The organism is Halosolutus gelatinilyticus (assembly GCF_023028105.1).
Classification (GTDB): domain Archaea; phylum Halobacteriota; class Halobacteria; order Halobacteriales; family Natrialbaceae; genus Halosolutus; species Halosolutus gelatinilyticus.
Window position 1 is genome coordinate 3,136,577 of record NZ_CP095491.1, and the last position, 14,344, is coordinate 3,150,920.

Consider the following 14,344-nt stretch of genomic DNA (forward strand, 5'->3'; position numbering starts at 1 on the left):
TCTCAGGGGAAATTCCGGCTCTAGAAGCCTTTGCCGAGCAGTTCGCGGGCGATGATGTTCTTCTGGATCTCGGTGGTGCCCTCGTAGATCTGGGTGATCTTGGCGTCGCGGTAGAGTCGCTCGACGGGGAAGTCGTTAACGTAGCCGGCGCCGCCGTGGATCTGGACGGCCTCGTCGGCGACCTCGACCGCGACGCGGGAGGCGAACTCCTTGGCCATCGAGGCGAGTTTGGTGATGTCGTTCTCCTCGTCGACGTTCCAGGCGGCCTTGTAGGTCAGGTTGCGCGCGGCTTCGGTCTGGGTGGCCATCTCGGCGAGTTTGTGCTGGATCGCCTGGAACTCGCTGATCGACTTGCCGAACTGCTCGCGGTCCTGGGCGTACTCGAGGGCGGCCCGGGTCGCGCCCTTCGCGATGCCGACGCCCTGCGCGGCGACCGCCGTTCGAGTCTCGTCGAAGAACTGCATCTGCTGCATGAACGCGGCGTCTTCGGTGCCGATGAGGTTTTCCTCGGGTACGCGGACGTCGTCGAAGATGAGTTCGGCGGTGTCGGAGGCGCGGATGCCGAGTTTCCCGGTGATCTTCTCGGCCGAGAAGCCGTCCCGATCGGACTCGACGACGATCTGACTGAAGCCGTTGTACCGACCCTGGGCATCCGGATTGGTCTTACAGAGCACGACGAAGAAGTCGCCGACGCTGCCGTTGGTGATCCACATCTTGTTGCCGTTGATCACCCACTCGTCGCCGTCCTTCTCGGCGCGGGTCGAAACCGACGAGACGTCCGACCCGGTGTCGGGTTCGGAGATCGCGGCGCCGGAGATCTTCTCGCCCATCGCGACGGGTTCGAGGAACCGTTCCTTCTGGTCTTCCGTCCCGAATCGGAGGATGGCTTCGGTCCCGAACGACGTCGAGACGATCGAGAGCGCGATGCCGGGGTCGTAGGAGAACAACTCCTCCGTGATGATCGCGGTGTCGAGGATGGAGTAGCCGGCGCCGCCGTACTCGATCGGGATATACGCGCCGGTGAGCCCCATCTCCGCAGCCTTCTCGACCACGTCGTGCGGATACTTCTCTTCCGTGTCGTACTCCTCGGCGACGGGCACGATCTCGTTTTCCGCGAACCGCTTGACTTCGTCGCGGATCTGTTGCTGCTCTTCGGAGAGACCGAATTCCATAGATGTTCGTTACCATTCCTCCGGTAAAATCCTTTGTAACCAGATATAAACCTAAATGTAGTTTCTTCGATCGATGAGGGAAACGTTGAAAGAGGTTGCGATAGCATACGTGACCATGGAGCTGGAAGATATCAACACCATCGCAGTTCTCGGAGCGGGGAACATGGGTCACGGTATCGCGGAGGTCGCGGCGATCGCCGGCTACGACGTGAACATGCGCGATATCAAAGACGAGTTCGTCCAGAACGGCTACGAGTCGATTGAGTGGTCGCTCGGCAAACTGGCCGAGAGCGACCAGCTCAGCCAGGAGGAAGCCGACGCGGCGCTCGATCGCGTGACGCCGCTGGTCGACATGGAGGAGGCCTGCGGGAACGCCGACGTCGTCATCGAGGCCGTCCCGGAGAAGATGGAGATCAAGAAGGACGTCTACGAGGAACTCGAGGAGGTCGCACCCGACCGCGCGATCTTCGCGACGAACACCTCCAGCCTCTCGATCACGGAACTCGCGGGAGTGACCGAACGCCCCGAGCGGTTCTGTGGTATGCACTTTTTCAACCCGCCGGTGCGGATGCAGCTGGTCGAAGTCATCTCCGGGGCCGAGACCGACGAGGAGACGCTCGAGGTGATCGAGGACCTCGCCGAGGACTTCGGCAAGTCGCCCGTGCGCGTCCACAAGGACTCGCCGGGCTTCATCGTCAACCGCATCCTCGTGCCCCTGATGAACGAGGCCTGCTGGCTCGTCCACGAGAACGAGGCCACGATCGCCGAGGTCGACTCCACGACGAAGTATGGGATGGGGCTACCGATGGGGAGTTTCGAGCTGGGCGACCAGGTCGGCAACGACGTCAGCTACCACGTGCTCGACTACCTGCACGAGGTGCTCGGCGACGCCTACGAGCCGTGTCCGCTGCTCGAGGAGAAAGTCGAGAACGAGGAACTCGGCAAGAAGACCGGCAAGGGTTTCTACGACTACGAGGACGGCGAGGGCGCCAAGATCCCGACCGACGAGCAGTCCGAACTGGTCGAGAAGCGCCTGATCGCGTCGATGGCCAACGAGGCCGCCAAGCTGATCGGCGGCGACGTCGCCCCGCCGGAGTCGATCGACGAAGCGACGCAGCTCGGCGCCGGCTTCCCCGACGGCCCCGTCAAGGTGGTCGACGAGTTCGGCCTCGGGAACGCCCTCGAGACGCTCGAGGAGGCCCACGAGAAGAGCGGCCACGAGCGCTACGAGCCCGCCGATTACCTCCGAGAGCGCGCCGAGGAGATCGGCTCGTTCTACGAGCCCGACGCGGACGACGAGGCCGGCGTCGAGTTCGATACGATCCGCGTCGAGTATCCGGGCGAGATGGTCGGCCACGTCGTCATCGATCGTCCCCACCGCATGAACACGATCAGCGACGACCTTCTCGAGGAACTCTCCGAGGCGATCGATCTCCTGGAAGACGACGACGAGGTTCGCGCGATCCTCCTCACCGGCGAGGGCGAGAAAGCGTTCTCGGCCGGCGCCGACGTTCAGAGTATGGCCGCCGGCGGCGCAGATCCGCTCGGCGGCGTCGAGCTCTCGAAGAAGGGCCAGGAGGTCTTTGGCAAACTCGAAGCGTCCGAGCTGCCGGTCGTCGCCGGAATCGACGGCTACTGTCTCGGCGGCGGGATGGAGCTGGCGACCTGCGCCGACATTCGCGTCGCCAGCGAGCGCTCCGAATTCGGCCAACCCGAACTCAACCTCGGCCTGATCCCCGGCTGGGGCGGCACCCAGCGGCTCGCCAACGTGATCGGTGAGGGGCCGGCCAAGGAGATCATCCTCACCGCGGAGCGCTACGAGGCCACGGAGATGGAACGGTTCGACTTCGTCAAGGAGGTCGTCAACAACGACGAGCTCGAAGACGCCGCGTTCGACCTCGCCGCCGACCTCGCCGGCGGACCGCCGATCGCGACCAAGTACACCAAGCGCGCGATGCTCGCCGGCCGCCACGACACCGACGCCGGACTCGAGTACGAGGCCGCCGCGTTCGGCCAGCTGATGGCGACCGACGACCTGATGGAGGGGATCACCGCGTTCATGGGCGACAGCGAGCCCGAATTCGAAGGCAAGTGACCGGAACCGCTTGGAGGATCGGCTCCGTCCGGAGGGGTGTCACCGTACCGTCACGCGCGGCGAAGTTGCCTGACGGGTCGTGAATCGGGTTCCCGACGATCGATCGCACCGACAGGCGATAGCAACTCGCAGATGGCCGGATTCGAACTCGAGGCGGAAGTCGTCGAGGTGACGGCGGTTCCGAATCCGGCACGTTCCCCGACGCGATAGGTTGCCCATCGAGACGGCGAAACGAGGAACCGAGCGGCCGTGTCGTATCCCGAATTTGATGCGTGGTCGCGAGGTTTATCACACAGAGGATCCATGTGTCGGCCGTGGCTGCAATCGATGACGGAAACGGAGGGATCAGCCAATGAGTGACGGGCCCGAGGTGCTCGTCGTCGACGACGAGGCTCGTCTCGCCGATCTGTTTGCAGCCTGGCTCGACACCGACTGGACGGTCGAGACGGCCTACGACGGATCGGAAGCCCTAGAGATGATGACCGCATCCGTCGGCGTCGTCCTGTTGGATCGACGAATGCCCGGGCTCTCCGGCGACGACGTTCTGGCCGAAATCCGGGATGCGGGCTACGACTGTCGCGTCGTCATGGTGACGGCGGTCGATCCGGACTTCGACATCATCGAGATGGGATTCGACGACTACCTCGTCAAACCGGTCTCGAAGGACGAACTCCTGAGGATGGTCGACGACGTCGTCGGTCGATCGGATTACGAGACGGACATCCAGGAGTACTACGCACTCGTCTCAAAGAAGGCGCTGCTGGAGTCCGAAAAGGCCGATCGGGAACTCGTCGACAACGAGGAGTATCGGACCCTCTGTGAGCGCGTCGACGAACTCGAACGCCGGGTCGACGAGACGGTTTCGGGAATGACGTCCCACGACGATTTCGTCGGCGCGTTCCAGAACCTCCAGTCGGAGAACTAGCCGCCGGTTTCGAATTCGAACCGAGCCCCTCCGTTCTCGCTTTCGGTCGCCGTGACCGACCAGCCGTGTCCCGTCGCGACCTCTCTGACGATCCAGAGGCCGATTCCCAGCCCCTCCGAAGACGACGAGACCGACGGATCGAAGATCCGCTCTCGTAACTCCTGCGGGAGGCCCCGGCCGTCGTCTTCCACGAAAAATCCTCGCGAATCGTCGGTCTCTCCGAGGGGGCCGACGCGGACGGTGACGGCGTTGCCGCCGTGTTCCACGCTGTTCCGGAAGCAGTTTTCGAGCAGCCGGAGAAATCGCGAGCGATCGGCCGCGATCGACATGGTCTCGTCGGTCGAAAGCGTCGCCTCTCGCGTCGAGACGTGCTCCCACGCCTCGTCGGCCGTCCGTTCGAGATCGACGACGTCGACGTCGGCCGCCCACTCGCCGTCCCGAGCGATCGCGAGGACGTCCTCGATGATCGACTCTATGCGATCGAGCCCGTCGCGGACGTTCTCGACGTGTTCGAGCGACTCCGTTTCCGCCACGAGATCGAGGTAGCCCTGCGAGACGCCGAGTGGGTTCCGAAGGTCGTGGCTGACGATCTGAGCGAACGCGTCGAGACGTTCGTTCTGCTCGCGGAGTTTCCGTTCGCTGCGTTTTCGCTCCGTAACGTCGCGGGCGACGCCCACGGTGCCTCGAAACGTTCCGTCCCGAACGAGGGGTGCGATCGTGATCTCGCAGGGGATCGTCGAGCCGGTCTTCGTCTTGAGGGACAGTTCGAGTGCGGCGGAGCGATCGCCGCGCTCGAGAAGGGTTCGGATCGTCTCCTCGCCGGCCTCGACGTCGTCCTCGTCGAACAGCAACGAGACGTGTTCGCCGAGCAGCCCCTCGCGACTGTAGCCGGTCATCTCCGCGCCCGCGTCGTTGACCGTCGTGAAGTGTCCCGTGGCGTCGAGGACGCACATGCCGTCGCCCGCCGTCTCGACCAGCCGTTCGTACCGGTGAAGCGCCTGTTCCTGCTGGTCGAGTCGACCGCGAACCACGATCGACTCGAGCACGTGTGACGCGGTCTCGGCGGCCGACGCGATCGTCTCCCGTTCGGGCGGCGAAAGTGACTCGTGTGCGTACACGACCAACACCCCGTAGAGATCCATCGCCGACGCGAGCGGGGCGATCGCGACCGATCGGACGCCCTGCGCAACGGCGTGGTCGCCGAAGGGCACGGCGGAACCGTTCCCCGCGATGGGCTGGAGGTGCTGCAGGTCCCGGTCGTGCATCGCCCGTTCGAGCAACGGCTGTTCGCCGTCGCCGATCGCGAACGTCCGTTGCATCGGCCACTCCATCGCCTCGGGGTCGGTCAGCCACGGAACGACCGCTCGCTCGCCGTGATCGTACTCGCCAACCCAGGCGAAGGTGAACGCCTCGCTCTCGGTAAACTCCTCGCGGAGCACCCGTTCGACGGTGACCGGCGACGTCGCGCCGACCAGTTGGCGTCTGATCCGGCCGACGATGGCGTCGAGTTTGGACGCCCCCTTCTCGACGGGTATGGCACTCGCGTCACCGCTCGACGGCCCTGCTCCGCCCGTTTCCGCGAGTCGGTCGGTGATCACGGCTGCGAGTCGGCCCGTGGAATCCGCATCGACCTCGCAGCCGACGACCTCGCCCAGCACGCCGATGGAGCCATCGTCGCTCCAGCAGACGAACGTCGGCGTCTCGGGCGCCGCAGACTCGATCGACGCGACCAGATCGGAGAGCCGGCCGATCGAATCCGCGTCGACGAGGATCGCGTCGATCGACTCCCGCTCGAGGCGGCGGACGGCCGTTTCGGTATCCTGCGCGATGACCACGTTGATTGGCGTGTCGGTCAGTGCGAGGGTAATCGACGCCCGAGCCGAGCGATCGCTACTCACGCAGAGGACGCGCGGCCGGTTCATCTCGGGCGGGTTCGGTATGCGTGACCACCTCCGTCACGACGGGTTCGGTCGGGTATAGTCGCCCCATCGACGAGGGAACGGATTGTTCTTTCGACCGAACCGTCGCTCCGAGCGATACCCGCGGCCGTCGCGCCTCACGGGGCCTGTCCGTAGACCAGATTCCGCTGCACCTCGTTGGCGCCCTCGTAGATGACCGGGATCCGCGCGTCCCGGTAGACGCGGGCGATCCGCCGCTCGTCGAGGATCGATCGGCCGCCGTGGAACTGCATGCCCTGTTCGGCGACGTCGACGGCTGTCTCGGTCGCCTTCGTTTTGGCCATTGCCGCCCAGTAGCCCGCGTGGTCCCGGTTTTGTACCTTCTCGCAGGCACGCCACGCGAGCGCGCGGGCGCTCTCGAACTCGATGAGCATGTCCGCCAGGCCGTGCTGGACCGCCTGGAACTCGTTGATCGTCCGGCCGAACTCCTCGCGATCGTGGGTGAACTCCCAGGCTTCCTCGATCGCGGCGGCGGCGAGCCCGAGGCCGTGACCGGCGACGGCGATGCGACCGTGATTGAAGAAGTCGGCGAGCATCATGAAGCCGGTTCCCTCGGAACCGATCAGGTTCTCCTCGGGGATCCGGCAATCGTCGAACGTGATGTGGGCCTGCTTCGAGGCGCGCATCGCCATCTTCTCGGGGATGTGTTCGGCCTCGTAGCCGTCTGTGTCCGTCGGAACGATGAACATCGAGTGGTTGGCGTACCGGTTGTCCTCGTCGTCGCCCGTCCGCGCGTAGAGGGTCACCCAGTCCGCCTCGACGCCGTTGCCGATCCAGTACTTCTCGCCGTTTAAGACGTACTCGTCGCCGTCCTTCTCCGCGCGGGTCTGCATCCCCGCCAGGTCGCTGCCGGTCTCCGGCTCGGAGACGGCGAGCCCCGAGATCTGCTCGCCCTCGGCGACCGGCCGAACGTACTCCTCGCACTGCTCGTCGGTCCCGAACTCGTAGGTGATCTCGCACCCGAAACTCGCGAGCTGCAGCGTCAGCGCGATGCCGGCGTCGGCCCGGTAGAACTCCTCGGTGAGCGCGAGCAACTGCGGGAGGTCGAACCCCCGACCGCCCCACTCCTCGGGGATGTCCTGGGCGACGAGGTTCGCCTCCTGGCCCGCTTCGAGGATCTCGTGTGGGTACTCGCCGGACTGGAAGTACTCCCGGGCGTTCGGTTCGATGTGCTCACGGGCGAACTCGCGGGCTTCGGCCTTGACGCCGCGCGCGCGTTCCGGGACGATGCTGTCGTCGAGCAGATCCATGTGGTGTCAGTCGGCCGCAACGCCCAAATAGGCGGTGGACACCGATGCAAGCCGGTTCCGTCTTCGATCGGCGAATCCGGCCATCCTAGCGGACCTCCCGAATCAGTTCGTCCGTCGACAGGTTCGCGTGGCGATCGAGCCGCCAGATGTCCCAGGCGACGTCGGTGACGACGTGAACGTAGAGCACGACGCCGGTGACGATCGCGATCGGGACGCTCGCGAGGGCGAGCAGCGGAACGACGAGGCCGGCGATCAGGAGGTGGCTCAGCAGCCGCGAGAGCACGCCGACGTCGCCGGGGTCGAAGATCCGGCGCTGGTCGGCGACGGCGGCGATCGGATCGGCGAGGCAGAACCGAACGGCGTCCCAGGTCCCGGTCTTGAAACGAGCGATCAGCAGGTGATCGAGGTCGACGAAGACGCCGACCGCGGCCCCGTACGCGACCACGAGCGGCGTCGGAACCGTCGTTCCGGCGACGGCGATCGGCGCGAGCGCGTAGCCGAGCAGTCCGGCGACGACGAGCGAGACGACGGCGTGGTGTTTCGAGTACATCCGCTCATCCGTCGAGGACGACGCGGGGCTACAAAACCCTCCGGCTTCCGATCTTGGCTAGCCGGCGAACCCGGAGAGCAGCCACTCGTCGTCGCCCTCGTCCTCGCCGAGGCTCGGTGCGCTGACGAGCACGAACGCGCTCTCCCGGCCGCCGTTGCGGATCTGTCGCGTCGCCGCCGGCGGGATCCAGAGGGCGTCGCCGGTCTCCATCGAGACGGGATCGTCGTCGACGATGACCGTCGCCTCGCCCTCGATCAGCACGTAGATCTCCTCGTGGCGGTTGTCGGTGTGGTCGTGGGGCTTGCTCTTCCAGCCGGGATCGCAGCGAGCGATCGTCACCCCCACCTGCTCGGTTTCGAGCGGATCGCTGAGAAAGTGCATCGCGCTCGAAACCTGATCGACGTCCTCGTAGTTCACCTTCCGGTAAGCCATGATCAGATCCTCTACGGGAAGACAGTAAAATGATACTGATCCCGTCGGAGCGGAGCGCGGTCGCCGGGATGCGCCAATCGCCCTACTCGGCCGGCGACGCCGCGCCGTCACTCCCGGGCGATCGGGTCGAACCCGTCGACGGGGGTGACAGAGTAGTCGACGGTCAGGGCGTCCTTGGTTGCCCTGATCTTCCCGACGAACGTCGAGATGTCCGCGAGTTCGCCCTCGAGGACGAACAGCTCCATGCAGTACCGGTCGCCGACGTGGCTGTGAAAATTCGACGCGACGAGGTCCTCGTGCTCGTGGCGTAGGTGCATCATTCGCTCCTCGACGCTCGTCGTTTCGTAATCGAAGAGGACGGTGACGATGCCCATCAGCTCTCGCTCCTCGAGTCGAGTGTCCTCGAACTCTCCGAGGAGGTTCCGCGAGGCTTCCCTGACGACTTCGCTTCGGCCCGTGTAGCCGTGTTCCTCCGCGAACTGGTCGAGTCGCTCGAGGAGTTCGTCCGGCATGGAGACGCTGACGACTGCCATGTAATAATCCGACCGGGACAAACTATTAAGGCTTATCATCGATTTTCGATCGAGAAGGCCGAGGCGCGATTCGACGGGGATTGGAACGGGGATGACGGGCGCCCGTCGAGCGCGAGCGAGCGGCCGGACAGCCGCTGCCGTTTTCCGGATCCGCGGCGACGAGTACCCATGTATCTCCCGCACCAGACCTGGCCCGACCTCTCGAGGTACGTCGACGAGGAGTCGGTCGCGATCGTCCCGCTCGGATCGACCGAACAGCACGGTCCGCAGCTCCCCGAGGGGACCGATTACCTGATCGCCGAAGCGCTCGCGCGCGAGGCGGCCGATCGGACCGGGTTCCTCTGTACGCCGGTGCTGCCGATCGGCGTTAGCTCCCACCACCGGCAGTTTCCCGGGACGATGTGGGTCGAGGCGCCGGTCTTTCGGGACTTCGTCGAGAGCTTCTCGCGGAACCTGACCTACCACGGGATCGATCGCATCGTCTACGTCAACGCCCACGGGGGCAACGTCGCCCACCTCCGGGAAGTCGGTCGGCGGTTGCACGAGGACGGGACGGCGTACGCGATCGAGTGGATGTGGGACGAGTCGATCCCCGGACTGATCGATGAGGTGTTCGAGACGCTCGGCCCCCACGGCGGCCCGAAGGAGACGGCGATGTGCATGCACATCGCTGGGGAGCTGGTCGGGGAGGATCGACTCGAGGAGGCTCGCGACGGCGGCGCGACCTTCGATCACGAGGTCGCCCGCGTCCACGGCGCACGGACGTTCTACGACGCGATCGAGAACAGCCCGAACGGCGTCTTCGGCGACCAGACCGACGCGACGCCCGAGATCGGCGAACGGTTGTTCGACGCCGCGACCGAGCAACTGGTTTCGCTGCTCGAGTGGCTCGACGATCGGCCGATCGCGGACCTCCTGCCGGAACCGCACGTCGAGTCAGGGGCCGAAAACGGGGTATAGCGGAGTGCTAAGCGCAACACGCGCACACGGCTGGATCGGTCGGCTAATGGTCTATTACCGAACTCATCACTCAAATTGAACGTGTTCGGATCGGATTGCGTCGTTCGCCGATCGAGCGGTCAGCCGATCGCCGGTTCCGAACACGAACCGCCGCGAGGTAGCCGCCTAACCCGCCTCTTTCGGCGTTTTCGTGACGACGGTCGGTTTCGACGAGCAGCCGTCGATCGTCTCCCGAACGACTTCGGTGAAACCCGGCGGTCCGGGTCCGGAATCGGCTTCGTTACCGGCTGCGGAGCGATGGCGATCATGAACGAAACTCGGTAGATACGGTCGATCGGCTGGTGCCGGGTCGGCCGAGACCGCGACGGAAAAACTGACCCGGTCGATACTCTTGACGTCAACTCTCTGTTATCGCGAGCGGGCGCAGTGATCTCGGATCGCTCCGATACGGCCCGGCTCGCTTGTCGCGGCGACTTCTCTCCCTACGGCGCCGCGTTTCGGTCGCCGCGCAATTCGCGATAACGCACACTTCAATCGACGCGCCGTCTCCAGGACGAACAGGTTATTTTCGTGATGGTTTAATAGACACTCAATTACGAAGGCTGGACGCGACAACGGCGTTCACACATGGTACCGATACAACCCGCCCAACAGGCACAGGTTCCTGAATGGTTGCAGGATCCCGTCGCGGATCTCGTCACGTTCCTCCCGCGGTTAGTCGGCGCGATCGTGATCCTTCTCATCGGCTGGATTCTCGGCCGCATCGCCGCGGGCATCGTTCGCCGGATCGCCGACGGCATCGAACTCGACCGAATGGTCCTCGAGACGCCGCTCGGGCGCATACTCGGCGGCACGGAACGGGCCGTCTCGAGCGCATTCGGAAAGCTCGCGAAGTGGTTCGTCTACGGCCTCGCCATTCTGGCGGCCGCGAACGCCCTCGCGATCCCGACGCTGTCGGAGTGGATCTCGACGGCCGTCGCGTACTTGCCGGCCTTCATCGCCGGGTTGCTCGTGATCGTGCTCGGCTTCGTCGTCGCCGACTTCATCGGTGACGCCATCGAACGCACGCAAGCCGCCACCCAGAGCGCGTACGCGGGCTGGTTCGCCAACGGCGCGCGAATATTCCTCTACTTCACGGCGCTCGTCATCGGCCTCGACACGATGGGGATCGACGTCGGCATCCTCTACGTCTTCGCGCGAGCGCTCGCGTGGGGACTCGCCGCCGCCGTCGCGATCGGCGCCGGCGTCGCGTTCGGCTGGGGCGGCAAGGACTACGTCTCCCAGAACATCGATCGCTGGATGGGACGGACGTCCTCGGTCGCGCCGAACGAGGAGGGTTCCGGCGGATCGAGAGGAGCGGAAAGCCCGACCGGAGGTCAGACCCGGAGCAGCGATCGCGAACCCGGCTCCGAACCCGGTCCCGGCCCGAGCGAAGACGACTGAACCGCTCTTCGGTCGCCGTTATTCCGCGGGCGATCGAACCCGCGACGCTCTCGCAGCGGAATCGCGCGGAAAGAGCGGTTTAACCGGGACGACGACGAAGGATTTAACGAGCCGACTTCCCGCCGGTCGCCACTTCTCGAGTCGCGCCACCGAGTGCGTCCCGGCGTAACACGCCTCGAGGCGATCGAGGGTCGTCTCGAACGCGTCCCTGTCGAACTGGTCGGCCGGGACACGATCGCTCACCACCGCGATCCCGTCCGTCCGGGCGTACACGTCGAGCCGGCCCTCGAACACGCGCTCCAGGTCCTCGACGCAGTCGTGGATCTCGCCGTCCCCCGGTCGATCGCCGTCGATCGGGAGGGAGACGTACGCCTGGTACCGATCGGGGCGCTCGCGGACGCGGCGCTTCCAGAACCGTTTCGCGATCGCTACCCACCGTCGCCCGGGGAGCCGCGTCTCGTCGCCCGCGTTCCCCGAGTCTCCGCGAGTCGCACTCCCGCTCCACATTCGTTCTCACGTTCGACTCGGCGGCACCGGTAATACGTCCTTTGTTGTCGACCGGCGCCGCGGACCGTTGTCGATCCAGGCGATCCGAGCGCGTGAATTCGCGAGAGTTTTGTACGGCTGTCTGCTACCGCCCAGCAGCCATGGACCGGCCGTTTTCGCCCCTCCGATCGCCGCTGCACGTCGGGTCCGTCGCCCTCGTCACGCTCGGCGTCGCGAGTAATGCCGCGTTAGCGTCGCCGTATCGGCAGCTCCCCGCGTTGCTCCTGATCGCCCTCGGCGTCGCCGGCGTCGCTACCGCCGCCCGAGAGCGCGCCCCCGACCGACTCCGAACCGCGACCCGCCGCTGGTGGCTGCTCGCGTTCGCGGCGTTTCTGCCGTACGCGCTGGCGACGGCCCCCGCGAGCGGTTCGGCCGCGGCCGTCGGCGCGGCGCTCGACGGACCGATCGCCGCGGTGGCCCTTGAGTCGATCGCCGGCGCGACGGTCTGCTGTGCGGTCGCGATGACGGTACTCTACGGTTTCGCCGCGTACGGTATCCATCCCGGTGCGCCGACGCCCGAAGAGCGCATCCTCTCGGAGGGGGACGAGTAGCTCACTGCCGCGTTCACCGGGGGATCGACGGACGGTGCGCGAGCGGGAGGAAATCGAATCACAGCTTCTTCGCGACGATCGATCGTCGAATAAGATAGTAACTCAGAACGGCGATCGACACGTAAAGCGACGTGAAATACCCGACGACGAGAACGAACGGATAACTCTGCCACATCGGGGTCCAATCCGAACCGCTGTTTTGCAAGTACAGATGATCGAATACCACGCACGGGACGAAGACGACGGTCAGCGGGAGCACGATCAACACGACCAGCGTTTCGGGTACCCATCCCGAGACGGATGCGATAGCTGCCGCGTTCACTACTACCAACGCGAGTAATAAGAGAACCGGACCGTACCACCACCACTCGTTTTTGATTCGGGTGGTCTCGTAGAACTCTTCGAATTGGGTACGGATCGAGTCGGCACGAGTGGCGTAGATCCCGATCGCGGCCACGGCTGCGAGACTGCCGAAAACCGGTCCCGCGATGACCGAACTCAATCCGCTGGTGTACAACCCTATCGACAGCAACGTCGCCGGGCTGCCCTCGTACGTGTGCGATCGGCTCATACGACAGCTATACCCCCTTCAGGTTATATTTATTAGGATGGCGTTTGGAACATTCGATCGAGCAGAGATCCTGCTGCCGGATCTCGATCGATTCGACCACTTCGGCCCGTTCGATCGCGCCGCGCTATCGCCGATCGCGGACAGCCAACAGGTATTTATCCGATGGGATACTGCCCTCACGAAAACGGTGCACGACGTGATTCCGACTCTCACTCGTTCGGATCGACACCTGCTCGCTGTTTCGTCCGGTTGTTTCGCCGGTGCCGGCGCCGCGACCGCCACCGTCGACGCCCTGGCTCCGACGCTCGGAGCGACCGCGCTCGCAGTCGCAGGCGTCTACTGCCTCGCGAGGTACGCGAACGCGGTCTCTCGGCGGACGCTCGCGTCCTGCGCGCTCGCCTGCTGGGTCGCCTTTCTCGCGGTCGCCGGGGTTCACGCCGTCGGCCTCGAAGCCGTCGGATCGGCCGCCCCGGGGCCCTCTGGCGCGATCGTACTCGCGCTCAGCGGGGCGACGTGGGCGGCGTTGCTCTCTGCGTGTTCCGCCACGGCGTTTCTCGGCTTTCGGGAGTACGGCGCCCAGCCCGGCGCCGATGCGCCGGAAGAGCAGGTCCTAGACAGCGAGACGGCGTCCGACTACTGAGTTCTCAGTCGACGCGGTAAGTCACGGCGATCCCCTCTCCGAGCGGAAGCACGATCGTCTCGAACGCCGGATCGGTCCGCACGCGATCGAGGTAGTCGGCGATCCCTCGCGTGTGCTCGTTGACCTCCTCCGGGGTCTCTCCCTCGGCTATGGCGAGCAACTTCTCGAACTCGATCGGGCCGGCCGCAATCGCGTTGTCGGCGACGATAACGCCGCCGACGGGAACCTTCTCCCGGATCGCGTCGAAGGCGTCCGCGTACCGGTACTTCTGGTGATCGATCAGCACGACGTCGAACGGGCCGTCGTAGCGGTCGACGGTCGCCATCGCGTCGCCGAGTTCGTACCGGGCGAGGTCGTCGTAGCCGCCGGCGGCCATGTACTCGCGGGCGAGGTCGAGTTCGTCCTCGTCGACCTCCGTGAGGACGACCTCGCCGTCCTCGGGGAGCACCTCGGCGAACCAGTAGGCGGAGTAGCCGTAGCCGGAGCCGAATTCAAAGATCCGTTCCGCGTCGGCGAGACGGGCGACGAACCGGAGGAATGCGCCGACCTCCGGGCCGACGTGGGGGAACCCCTCACGTTCGGCGTAGGCGTCCATCTCGCGCAGCGTCTCGTCCGGTTCGGGGCCGATCGCGCGAACGAATCGTTCGACGTCGTCGGGAAGAACTGACATACGGTGTGACGCGACCCGACAACACCTAACCGTTGGGGTGCGCGTCGA

General features: G+C 65.3%; 15 protein-coding genes. 6 read left to right on the top strand and 9 right to left on the bottom strand.

The features are described from left to right. Positions 1–20: 20 nt before the first annotated feature. Positions 21–1,172, bottom strand: a complete 1,152-nt coding sequence (locus MUH00_RS15380) for an acyl-CoA dehydrogenase family protein (protein ID WP_247000052.1) — start codon at positions 1,170–1,172, stop codon at positions 21–23. Between the two features lie 115 nt (positions 1,173–1,287). Between MUH00_RS15380 and MUH00_RS15385 the strand changes: the two genes are divergently transcribed. Together MUH00_RS15385 and MUH00_RS15390 are read left to right on the top strand one after the other, a co-directional pair. Then, complete coding sequence (locus tag MUH00_RS15385; RefSeq protein WP_247000053.1) at positions 1,288–3,267, top strand: 3-hydroxyacyl-CoA dehydrogenase/enoyl-CoA hydratase family protein; 1,980 nt, start codon at positions 1,288–1,290, stop codon at positions 3,265–3,267. 352 nt (positions 3,268–3,619) lie between these two features. Continuing rightward, positions 3,620–4,192, top strand: a complete 573-nt coding sequence (locus tag MUH00_RS15390) for a HalX domain-containing protein (protein ID WP_247000054.1) — start codon at positions 3,620–3,622, stop codon at positions 4,190–4,192. On the opposite strand, the gene MUH00_RS15395 is transcribed toward MUH00_RS15390, so the two are convergent. The 5 genes from MUH00_RS15395 to nikR all read right to left on the bottom strand — a co-directional run bounded on the left by MUH00_RS15395 (position 4,189) and on the right by nikR (position 8,915). Next, positions 4,189–6,114, bottom strand: coding sequence for a sensor histidine kinase (locus tag MUH00_RS15395; protein WP_247000055.1), 1,926 nt, complete (start codon positions 6,112–6,114; stop codon positions 4,189–4,191). The two genes, MUH00_RS15390 and MUH00_RS15395, sit on opposite strands and share 4 nt — an antisense overlap. Before the next feature lie 134 nt (positions 6,115–6,248). After that, positions 6,249–7,400 (bottom strand): acyl-CoA dehydrogenase family protein, encoded by a 1,152-nt coding sequence (locus MUH00_RS15400; protein ID WP_247000056.1) that lies wholly within the window; start codon positions 7,398–7,400, stop codon positions 6,249–6,251. 85 nt (positions 7,401–7,485) lie between these two features. Next, complete coding sequence (locus MUH00_RS15405; protein ID WP_247000057.1) at positions 7,486–7,950, bottom strand: hypothetical protein; 465 nt, start codon at positions 7,948–7,950, stop codon at positions 7,486–7,488. A gap of 57 nt (positions 7,951–8,007) precedes the next feature. Next, positions 8,008–8,382: a cupin domain-containing protein gene (locus tag MUH00_RS15410; RefSeq protein WP_247000058.1), complete on the bottom strand. Its 375-nt coding sequence runs from the start codon at positions 8,380–8,382 to the stop codon at positions 8,008–8,010. Positions 8,383–8,489: 107 nt separating this feature from the next. Next, positions 8,490–8,915 (bottom strand): nickel-responsive transcriptional regulator NikR, encoded by a 426-nt coding sequence (gene nikR / locus MUH00_RS15415; RefSeq protein WP_247000059.1) that lies wholly within the window; start codon positions 8,913–8,915, stop codon positions 8,490–8,492. 168 nt (positions 8,916–9,083) lie between these two features. Here nikR and MUH00_RS15420 point away from each other — a divergent pair, with 168 nt between their 5' ends. Both MUH00_RS15420 and MUH00_RS15425 read left to right on the top strand, forming a co-directional pair. Then, positions 9,084–9,875, top strand: a complete 792-nt coding sequence (locus MUH00_RS15420; RefSeq protein ID WP_247000060.1) for a creatininase family protein — start codon at positions 9,084–9,086, stop codon at positions 9,873–9,875. 627 nt (positions 9,876–10,502) lie between these two features. Then, complete coding sequence (locus MUH00_RS15425) at positions 10,503–11,318, top strand: mechanosensitive ion channel family protein (RefSeq protein ID WP_247000061.1); 816 nt, start codon at positions 10,503–10,505, stop codon at positions 11,316–11,318. An 18-nt stretch (positions 11,319–11,336) separates the two neighbouring features. On the opposite strand, the gene MUH00_RS15430 is transcribed toward MUH00_RS15425, so the two are convergent. Next, complete coding sequence (locus MUH00_RS15430) at positions 11,337–11,825, bottom strand: hypothetical protein (RefSeq protein ID WP_321576072.1); 489 nt, start codon at positions 11,823–11,825, stop codon at positions 11,337–11,339. Positions 11,826–11,965: 140 nt separating this feature from the next. On the opposite strand from MUH00_RS15430, the gene MUH00_RS15435 reads away from it, so the two are divergent. Next, complete coding sequence (locus MUH00_RS15435) at positions 11,966–12,415, top strand: DUF1467 domain-containing protein (RefSeq protein ID WP_247000063.1); 450 nt, start codon at positions 11,966–11,968, stop codon at positions 12,413–12,415. A 58-nt stretch (positions 12,416–12,473) separates the two neighbouring features. Here MUH00_RS15435 and MUH00_RS15440 read toward each other — a convergent pair whose 3' ends face one another. After that, entirely contained in the window at positions 12,474–12,986 is a 513-nt protein-coding gene (locus tag MUH00_RS15440) for a hypothetical protein (RefSeq protein ID WP_247000065.1), read from the bottom strand. A 187-nt stretch (positions 12,987–13,173) separates the two neighbouring features. On the opposite strand from MUH00_RS15440, the gene MUH00_RS15445 reads away from it, so the two are divergent. Continuing rightward, positions 13,174–13,626 carry a hypothetical protein gene (locus tag MUH00_RS15445; protein ID WP_247003985.1) on the top strand — a complete coding sequence of 151 codons (453 nt, stop codon included), beginning with the start codon at positions 13,174–13,176 and terminating at the stop codon, positions 13,624–13,626. A 4-nt stretch (positions 13,627–13,630) separates the two neighbouring features. Here MUH00_RS15445 and MUH00_RS15450 read toward each other — a convergent pair whose 3' ends face one another. Beyond that, positions 13,631–14,296 (bottom strand): O-methyltransferase, encoded by a 666-nt coding sequence (locus tag MUH00_RS15450; RefSeq protein WP_247000067.1) that lies wholly within the window; start codon positions 14,294–14,296, stop codon positions 13,631–13,633. Positions 14,297–14,344: the final 48 nt, after the last annotated feature.